The 203-nt window shown below is 59.6% G+C and carries 1 pseudogene; it reads right to left on the reverse strand.

The features are described from left to right. Positions 1-203, reverse strand: a pseudogene (locus AMS67_RS16655) (Stk1 family PASTA domain-containing Ser/Thr kinase); the annotation flags it as partial.

Raw genomic sequence — 203 nt, forward strand, 5'->3', positions numbered from 1 at the left:
TGTCAGTGACCCGGACGACGGCGTCATCGTCGACGGACATGAAGATGTCACGCTCATCGATGAAGCGTCGGGTTGCGCCCTTATCCGTCGTCAGGGTTGGGTTGAGAATCTTGATGGCACAGGGGGATCCGTCATTGAGGTCATGGCCGCGCCACACCGTGCCCATGGAACCGCGTCCAAGCACATCGTCGAGAACGTAGTGG

Source organism: Leucobacter japonicus (assembly GCF_001273855.1).
In the GTDB taxonomy this organism is placed as follows: Bacteria; Actinomycetota; Actinomycetes; order Actinomycetales; family Microbacteriaceae; genus Leucobacter; species Leucobacter japonicus.